The organism is Devosia sp., from assembly GCF_039927955.1.
Taxonomy (GTDB): Bacteria; Pseudomonadota; Alphaproteobacteria; order Rhizobiales; family Devosiaceae; genus Devosia.
The window spans coordinates 66,530-74,385 of sequence record NZ_JBDSUA010000078.1 but is presented as its reverse complement, the minus strand read 5'-3'; the positions used below and the strand labels follow the sequence as shown (position 1 = coordinate 74,385).

Sequence of the window (7,856 nt, the reverse complement as noted above, 5' to 3'; positions counted from 1 at the left end):
TGCAGTGGGGTTGAGATGAGCACCAATCTTGAGCTGATCCGGGGGACCTATGAAGGGTCCTCCGAGGACAACGGCCGCAATCTGCGGGCTGTCCTGTCGCCGGACGTGGAATGGACCGAGGCAGAGGGCTTCCCCTACGCCGGTACCTATGTTGGACCAGAGGCGCTGATCGACGGCGTCTTCCGCCGCCTTGGATCTGAATGGACTGGCTATCGCGCCGACGTCCATACCTACATCGCCGACGGCGATCGCGTAGCCGCCTTCGGCGTCTATTCGGGCACCTACAACGCGACGGGCAAGTCCATGACCGCGCCCTTCGCCCACCTTTACCAGATCAAGGACGGCAAGGTCATTCGCATGACCCAGTATGTCGACACCGTTCTGGTGACCCGCGCGCTCAGCTAGGCGCAAACACCAGGAGACGATCCAATGTTCAAGAAGACGCTTCTCGCATCCATCTTCCTCGTGACCACCTCGGTCGCGGGATTGGCGGTACCTGCCTATGCCCAGGACGCCACCCAGGCCCAGATCGTGCAGGACTATGAACTGACCCAGGCCAACAAGGCGCTGGTCACCAAGGCCTATCAGGAACTGTTCGGCAATGCCGATCTCACCGCGCTCGACCGCTACTGGGCCGACGAATACATCCAGCACAATCCCTCGATGACCGACGGTCGGGAGGCAGTGAAGAGCTTCCTCCAGGGCCTGGGCATCGACTCCTGGCCCACGCGGGAGGTCAAGTTCGAGCGCGTGATCGCAGAGGGCGATCTGGTGATGGTTCAGACCGCGCAGCCGGCATCGGGCACCTCGCCCGGAACCGTCATCGCCGACATTTTCCGCGTCGAGAACGGCAAGATTGCCGAGCACTGGGACGTGATCCAGCAGATACCCGCAGACGCCATCAATCCGCGGACGATGTACTAGCCTCCCATAGCAGCCGTTGCGCTGACTGGATACTTGTCCGCCCGCCCGATTGCGGGCGGACAACATCCGACCGGAAATGAGAAGCCGGGGCGTTGCCCAGCTTCGTGGCTCACTAGGTAGGTCCTCGCGCTGGGGATCCTGCCGAACGCCAGCTCTCATGCTTGTTGCCGCAGGCGGATACTTACCGCCAAATGCAATGCGACGGCATCCTCATCCGGAAGATGAGATCGTGCTTGGCGCCATGCAATACCTGCTGAGATGCGCCACCCCGTTTAGGCTAGAGACTCGGCCATTGTCCGCATTTGGACCTGGATGATGCGTGATTGCTTTGATTGAGTGCACGCGAACAGAATTGCCTCGGCCACATCGCTTGCCTCAAGCATGTCAGACTGGTCGACACTTTCCTCCGTTCGGCCTTTACCAAGCGCAAACTCCGTCTTCACGCCACCCGGATTGATGGTGCCAACCTTGATGCCATGAGGACGGAGCTCTTTGTCCAGTCCCTGCGCGAAGCCGACTTGCGCAAATTTGGTGGCACAGTAGACCGCCTCGCCGGCAAAGCCGTAAACGCCGGCCATGGATGAGACGAACAGGACCAGACCATTGCGCTGCTCGATCATTTTGGGAACGACGTAGCGCGTGAACAGGAAGCTGGAGCGCATGTTGGCGTCCATCATCTCCACGTAGTTTTCTAGAGTGGTGTCGACGAGGTTTTTGTAATTGCCGACGCCGACATTGTTGATGAGAATGTCAATGCGACCGAAGGCCTTTTGGGCCTCATTGGCGACGTCGATGGCCGTCTGTTCGTCGCGTGCGTCCCCCAGCACAACGATGGCTTCGCCACCCAGTTCACGGACTTCTGCGGCCAACTCGTCGAGCCGTTCGCGACGACGCGCGGTGAGCACCAAAGACGCGCCCTCGCGTCCCAAGCAACGCGCTGCCGCTTGGCCAATTCCGGCGCTTGCCCCGCTGATTATTGCGACTTTTCCTTTAAGCTTGGCGCTCAATTTTGTTCTCCCAATATAGACCAGATATTGATTGTAACGGCCTGGACCGCAGTGCCCGCAACAACCACAGCGCTTGCTGCATCGTCTAACAGATTGTAGAGATCGATTTTATCTCTGCCGTTGATCGAGGCGCGACAATCATGGAACTTCGGCATCTTCAGCACTTTATTGCGGTCGCGGAAGAACTAAGCTTCACGCGCGCTGCAGAGCGGATTCACATCGTGCAATCGGCCCTTTCGACCTCCATCCGTTCGCTCGAACTGGAGCTGAAGACACCCCTGCTGGTGCGCAGTACGCGGCAGGTTCAACTTACGCCCGCCGGACGCGCCTTTCTCGAGCGGGCCCGCGAAGCGATGCGCGTCATTCAGGGCGGCCGTGAAACTGTGGCAGAGATCGCCGGCCTGCGCCGCGGTTCCGTCAGCATGGGGACCGTCCACAGCCTGCCAGCTTTTCTGGAGCTTCCATCGCTCATCGCAAATTACCATTTCGCTAACCCAGGGATCACTGTGCGGATGCAGCAAGGGGACCTTCCTGGCCTGCTTGCAGCGCTGCGGGACGGCAGCATGGACCTAGCCTTCCTGCCGCTGCTTGATCCCCCTGACGACATTGTCGCACGCGTCGTCGCCTGTGAGGATCTCGTCGTGATCACCGCGCCTGGCCACGTTCTCGCCGCCGGGCGCGCGCTCCATTTGGAAGAGTTGCGTCAATACTCGTTCGTCGACTTCGATCTAGGCTGGGGCACGCGAGCATTGGTCGATGACGCGTTTAGCCAGGCGGGTGTCGTCCGCCAAACTGATTTCGACGTTACCGATGTCGAGACCCTTATAGATCTCGTCAGTATGGGGCTCGGAATTGCGCTACTGCCAGAAACCATCGCGGCCTCGCGCGAGCCCAAGATCGCCGTAACGGCGCTGGCCGAGCCCGCTGTTTGCTGGGAACTTATGGTTGCCTACAAGCGCGGCGATGGCATCGCGCCAGTGAACAACGCCGCCAATGCATTTCTTGATTTTCTGACGTTCTTCAAGGAGATCGAGGAATCCGAGCGCGAGGCGGAATTGTTGCGACTGACAAGCAAAATCGCGTGAGCTAGAGCGTTGGCCAAAGCTGGCAACGCACTGTTCGGCTGCTGCGCTCAGTTACTGCTCATTTGGCAAACCGTGGCGCAGTTTCGTCCGCCTATCGCAGCGATAGATCAATTCTATCTCGAGCATGTGTTAGACAGCGGCAGCGCGAATGCCGCAACACTTCCCCAGCGAACAGGCTCCTGGACGGGGCGATGTACCGGCACAGAGTCAGACCCTGACTTAAAACCGGCAATCGTCCCGCGACGGATCGGCAGTCGATGCCGCTTGTCCGCCAAATTTAAACGGGAGGATCAAATGACAATAAAACACTTCGGCCGCCGGGCCTTACTGCAAATCTCAACGATCGCACTGGCCGCTAGCCTGATCGGGTTTGCCCCCGCGCAAGCTGCAGACACCACCATCGCCGTTATCGTCAAAGACACCACGTCGTTCTTCTTTCAGATCGTTTTGGCCGGGGCGCGCCAGGCCGGTAAAGACCTTGGCGTTACCGTCAGCGAGTTGGGAACACAATCGGAGGCCGACGTTAACGGTCAGATTTCCGTTCTGGAAAATGCAGTTAGCTCCGGGCCGGCGGCGATCATCATTGCGCCAGTGGACTTCAAGGCGCTTGGCGCCCCAATTGATGCGGCCGCCAAAACCGTGCCGGTGATCGGCATCGATTCCTCGGCGGACTCCAAGTCCTTTTCCTCGTTCCTGACCACTGACAACGAGGCCGGCGGCCGTATCGCGGCTGACGGGCTTGCTGCAGCAATCATGGCAAATACCGGTGCGATGAAAGGCGATGTTGCCCTCATCACCAATTTGCCAAACGCAGGTTCGCTTGAAGCTCGCAAGAAGGGCTTCGTCGAACAACTGGCCGCCAAATACCCAGATCTCCACCTGGTGGCGGACAAATATGCCGACGGGCAGGCAGCGACCGGCCTGAACATTGCAACGGACCTCATTACCGCCAACCCGAACCTTGCCGGTATTTTTGCCTCCAACCTGATCATGGCCCAGGGCGTCGGCCAGGCCGTGGCCGAGAACAAACTCGCCGGTAAGCTCGCTCTGGTCACCTTTGACAGCGACGACAAGACGGTGGGTTTCCTGCAGGACGGGACCATCTCGGCCCTCGTTGTCCAGGACCCCTACCGGATGGGGTATGACGGCGTGAAGACGGCGCTCGCCGTGTCCAAAGGTGAAAAAGTCCCGGCATCCATCGATACCGGCGCCAACCTCGTTACCAAGGCCAACATGAATGATCCGGCAATCGATGCTCTCATCCACCCCAAGATAAACTAGTCTCTCCCAAACGACGCCGAAGTCGCTAGACTTCGGCGTCGTCTTGTCGACTGCAACATTGGAATGGCCTCTTCGCTGCTTCAGTGCAGCTCAGGCGGTCTGTTTTTGGATATCGCGGCCAGAAACCAGACGTTTTTGGTATAACTGTAGTCCGCATCAATTTGCAGAACCGAACCCAGCCACTTCGGGTGCGTCTCCAAGGAGTGCTGATGATCACTCTCGCAGGCCGTGGTCTTCCGGCGCAGTCGACTAGCCATGCGACTGGGCCGCAGTGCTATGAACGGCTTTGGCCAGGCCGAGCAGATCGAAGGTATGGGCGAGATAGCCCAGCACGGCAACGGTCATGACAACGAGAACAATGATAACGATACGACGCATGGTGGCTCCTTAAGTGTGAGCGAGGGTTTGCCTGATGGTGAGACGAATGGCGCGACGGGCAGGAACCAGGCTGGCGCTGATCGAACTGACGATCAGGATGGCGATCCAGATCGCGATGGCCTGGATAGACACCGTCAGAGGCAGTGCCAGCCCGAATGCCATGCTGCCGATCAGCACGCCGATGCCGTAGCCCAGCGGCAATCCAACCACCAAAGCGATGGGCAGACTGAGCAGGGCAATCATCAAGCCTTCGGCCAGAATGTTGCGCACCAGTGCCGGACCAGATGCGCCGACAGTGCGCATGATGCCGAACTCGCGGATGCGTTCAGTGACGCTGGAGCCTTGCGACGACGCCAGGCCGATCGTGCCGACCGCCGCCATGATGACGGCCATTGCGATCAGCGCCACGATCAGGATTTTGACATGTCCCCCCTGCGCGGCGGCGAGGATAGCTTCGGTCAACACCTGTTCGACATCGATCCCCGCGGCTGTGAGCGCGGTTTCGGTCGTGTTCGCCAGTGCCGCGATGTCGCCCGGAACACTCGAGACCGAGATCAAGCGCGCCGCTGCAACCTGGCCACTGCGGCCGGTGAACCCGGTATAGGCCGCTGGCGGAATATAAATGGTCGCGGGCGTCAATATCTGGCGGATAACGCCCGCCAGCGTGAACGGCGTGGTTTTGCCTTCCACCGCGACCTTTATGGTCGAGCCGATCGCCGGGCGGCCAGCCAGCGTCCAGCCTTGCTGATTGACAATTGCGCCGCCGTCCTCAACACCGCCAGAGAGGAATTCCAGTTCTGCGGGCAGACCGCTATCGGGACGCAGCCACAGACTGCCGTGGCCGCCATCTGGATAGGTCCGCACAATCATCAGACCATCGTCGCGGCCCGTCGCTGCCGCGATGGCGTCCGCGGGACGCAGTTCGGCGATGCCGGAAACACCGGCGAGCGTTGCCTCGATTTTGGCGAAGGCAATTGGCTGGGCCAATTTGATTTCGACATCGTAGTCGCGTAAAGCGGCGGCCTTGTTGAGTTGATTATCCCAGGCAGCTTGCGTGTCGAGCGCAGCGATAAACATGGCGCCGGCAGCACCTAGCAGAGTGAGGTTGAGCAGCAGTCGGCCGCGCCTGCGGAAGACGTTGCGCAGGGCCAGGGCCAACGCCCGGTCAGAACCGGCGAGGCGCCCGAGCAGGCGTTGCACCGGTCCCATGGTCAAAACGTCGCGCGTCAGCCCTTGATCGGCCAGCGCTTCCCGCACGGTAAAGCGGGTGGCGCGGCGGATCGGCAAGGCAACAAAAATCAGGGGCAACAGCAGGCCGACGGCGATCAGGTTCGCTAACAGCCAGAGCGGAATGTCCGGACTGCCGATATCGAAATTCAACAACTCGGCGATCACCCCGGCAAAGCCATTACCAGCAGCAAGGCCCAGCGGAATGGCGATCGCCGTTGCTAGCGCTGCGATCGCGGTCACGCCGACAAAATACAGCGTGGCAATCTGGCGCGTCGTGCCGCCAACCGCCTTCATGATGGCGATCTGGCGGATTTGCTGGGCCAGCAGGCCTGACACCATGGTCGCCGTCAGCATTGCACTGAGCAATAGCGCGAGCACTGCGAACACCAAAAACATGCCGAGCACGCTGTTCATCTGAGTTTGATGCGGATGCTGGCCCGCGGGCGGGATCTGGATTTGATGGATTGTGACACCGCTAGCCTGCAGGCGCTGCGCAAGCGCCCCAACGACGGCCTCAGTCCGGGCTTGATCGAATGTCGCGTTGCGCACCACAACCTTAACCAGCTCAAGCGTTGCGCTGCCTCCGAGTTGGGCAAAGGTGGCGGGCGACAAGTAGGTGTAGGCTGTCTGCTCCTGCCAGGATGGCGCCAGGCTCGGATCATGGACAATGCCGGCGACCGGCAAGGACTGCGGCGCATGACCGGGCAGGCGCAGTGAAATAGCGCCGCCCCGAGCTACGCCGAGAAATTCGAGCCCTTCCCGCTCCAGCGCCACTGCGCCGGGCGGCGGCGGAAACGCACCATCCTGGGCGAACACCGTGCCGATGCTCGCTTTGGCCAGATCGGGCACCACGAACATCAATGTGCGCTGCCAATTGCCCTGCGCATCAAGACCCTGCCCTTCGGCAATGGTTGCGGGTTCGGCATTGGCGATCTCTGGATCGGCGGCGATCATTGCCATGATCTCGGGCGTCACCGCCCCCACATCGATCAACGCCGAAGCTGGGTTAGTGTTGAGATAATTGCGGGAAATTTCCCGGCTCAGAATGCTGTAGGCGCCTGCAATGGTGGCGACAGCGAACAGGCCGATGGCAAGAGCTGTGACCATCAAGGCGACGCGGCCTTGCGCGGCCGTTAGATCGCCCAGCAGTTTGCGCCAGCGTGGTGCCAGGGTCATGACTGTGCTCCCACTCTGTTATCGGCGACGATCCGGCCATCCTCCAGCTCGATGGTGCGGGTAAAATAGGCGCTGAGATCGCGCTCATGGGTCACCATCACCACCGTACGGCCATTCCTGGTCAGGCTCTTGAACAGGTCCATCACTTCCGCAGTAGTGCGCGAATCTAGATTGCCGGTGGGCTCGTCGGCGACCAAGAGTTGCGGGTCGTTGGCGAGGGCTCGGGCGATGGCGGCGCGCTGTTGCTGACCACCCGAAAGATCCACTGGCAGCTTGTCCGCCTGCTCGGCGATTCCCAATTGGTCCAATAACGCCAAGGCTTTGGGCCGCCGTTCCGCTGGCTTGCCGACGCGGCAGAAATCCATCGGCAGCATGACATTTTCAATGACGGTCAGCGTCGGCAACAATTGGAAAAACTGGAACACCACCCCGACATGGCGCCCCCGCCAAGCCGTCAGCTGTTCTTCGCTTTTGCCGTTGAGTTGGGTGTCGCCGAAGCGGACGGTGCCGGTAGTGACGCTATCGATGCCCGTCAACAGATTGACCAGCGTGCTTTTGCCGCTGCCCGACTTTCCCACCACCGCCAGAAACTGGCCACCAGGCAGCGTCAGGTTGATATCGGTCAGTGCGGCGAAATCGCCGGCAGGCGTGCGGTAAGTCTTGCCGACGCCGGACAGGTCAATGATAGCGGTCGGCACAACGGCGGCGGGGCGAAAAGGAGATGCAGAAGCGGTCACCATCAGACTCCGTGACATTTCGGATATCTGTGTGTTAA

8 protein-coding genes are annotated in these 7,856 nt (G+C 60.4%); 4 read left to right on the top strand and 4 right to left on the bottom strand.

Going from position 1 to position 7,856, the window contains the following annotated elements; genetic code table 11:
• Positions 1 to 405, top strand: a 405-nt coding sequence (locus ABIT12_RS18315) for a nuclear transport factor 2 family protein (RefSeq protein ID WP_348041531.1), incomplete at its 5' end; no start/stop codon positions are given.
• Between the two features lie 24 nt (positions 406 to 429).
• Positions 430 to 924: a nuclear transport factor 2 family protein gene (locus ABIT12_RS18310; RefSeq protein ID WP_348041529.1), complete on the top strand. Its 495-nt coding sequence runs from the start codon at positions 430 to 432 to the stop codon at positions 922 to 924.
• A 272-nt stretch (positions 925 to 1,196) separates the two neighbouring features.
• On the opposite strand, the gene ABIT12_RS18305 is transcribed toward ABIT12_RS18310, so the two are convergent.
• On the bottom strand, positions 1,197 to 1,931 hold the full coding sequence (locus tag ABIT12_RS18305) for an SDR family oxidoreductase (protein ID WP_348041527.1): 735 nt from the start codon (positions 1,929 to 1,931) through the stop codon (positions 1,197 to 1,199).
• Between the two features lie 140 nt (positions 1,932 to 2,071).
• Here ABIT12_RS18305 and ABIT12_RS18300 point away from each other — a divergent pair, with 140 nt between their 5' ends.
• Complete coding sequence (locus ABIT12_RS18300) at positions 2,072 to 3,016, top strand: LysR family transcriptional regulator (RefSeq protein ID WP_348041522.1); 945 nt, start codon at positions 2,072 to 2,074, stop codon at positions 3,014 to 3,016.
• 294 nt (positions 3,017 to 3,310) lie between these two features.
• On the top strand, positions 3,311 to 4,297 hold the full coding sequence (locus ABIT12_RS18295; RefSeq protein ID WP_348041520.1) for an ABC transporter substrate-binding protein: 987 nt from the start codon (positions 3,311 to 3,313) through the stop codon (positions 4,295 to 4,297).
• Between the two features lie 249 nt (positions 4,298 to 4,546).
• Here the strand turns inward: ABIT12_RS18295 and ABIT12_RS18290 are convergent, their stop codons facing one another.
• From ABIT12_RS18290 to ABIT12_RS18280, 3 genes are read right to left on the bottom strand one after another with little or no spacing between them, the layout of a single operon-like run.
• Positions 4,547 to 4,675, bottom strand: coding sequence for a hypothetical protein (locus ABIT12_RS18290; RefSeq protein WP_348041518.1), 129 nt, complete (start codon positions 4,673 to 4,675; stop codon positions 4,547 to 4,549).
• A 9-nt stretch (positions 4,676 to 4,684) separates the two neighbouring features.
• Positions 4,685 to 7,081 carry an FtsX-like permease family protein gene (locus tag ABIT12_RS18285; protein ID WP_348041516.1) on the bottom strand — a complete coding sequence of 799 codons (2,397 nt, stop codon included), beginning with the start codon at positions 7,079 to 7,081 and terminating at the stop codon, positions 4,685 to 4,687.
• The gene (locus ABIT12_RS18280; RefSeq protein WP_348041514.1) at positions 7,078 to 7,836 is read right to left on the bottom strand and encodes an ABC transporter ATP-binding protein; all 759 of its coding nucleotides are present in this window, start codon (positions 7,834 to 7,836) and stop codon (positions 7,078 to 7,080) included. The genes ABIT12_RS18285 and ABIT12_RS18280 overlap by 4 nt, the downstream gene beginning before the upstream one ends.
• Positions 7,837 to 7,856: the final 20 nt, after the last annotated feature.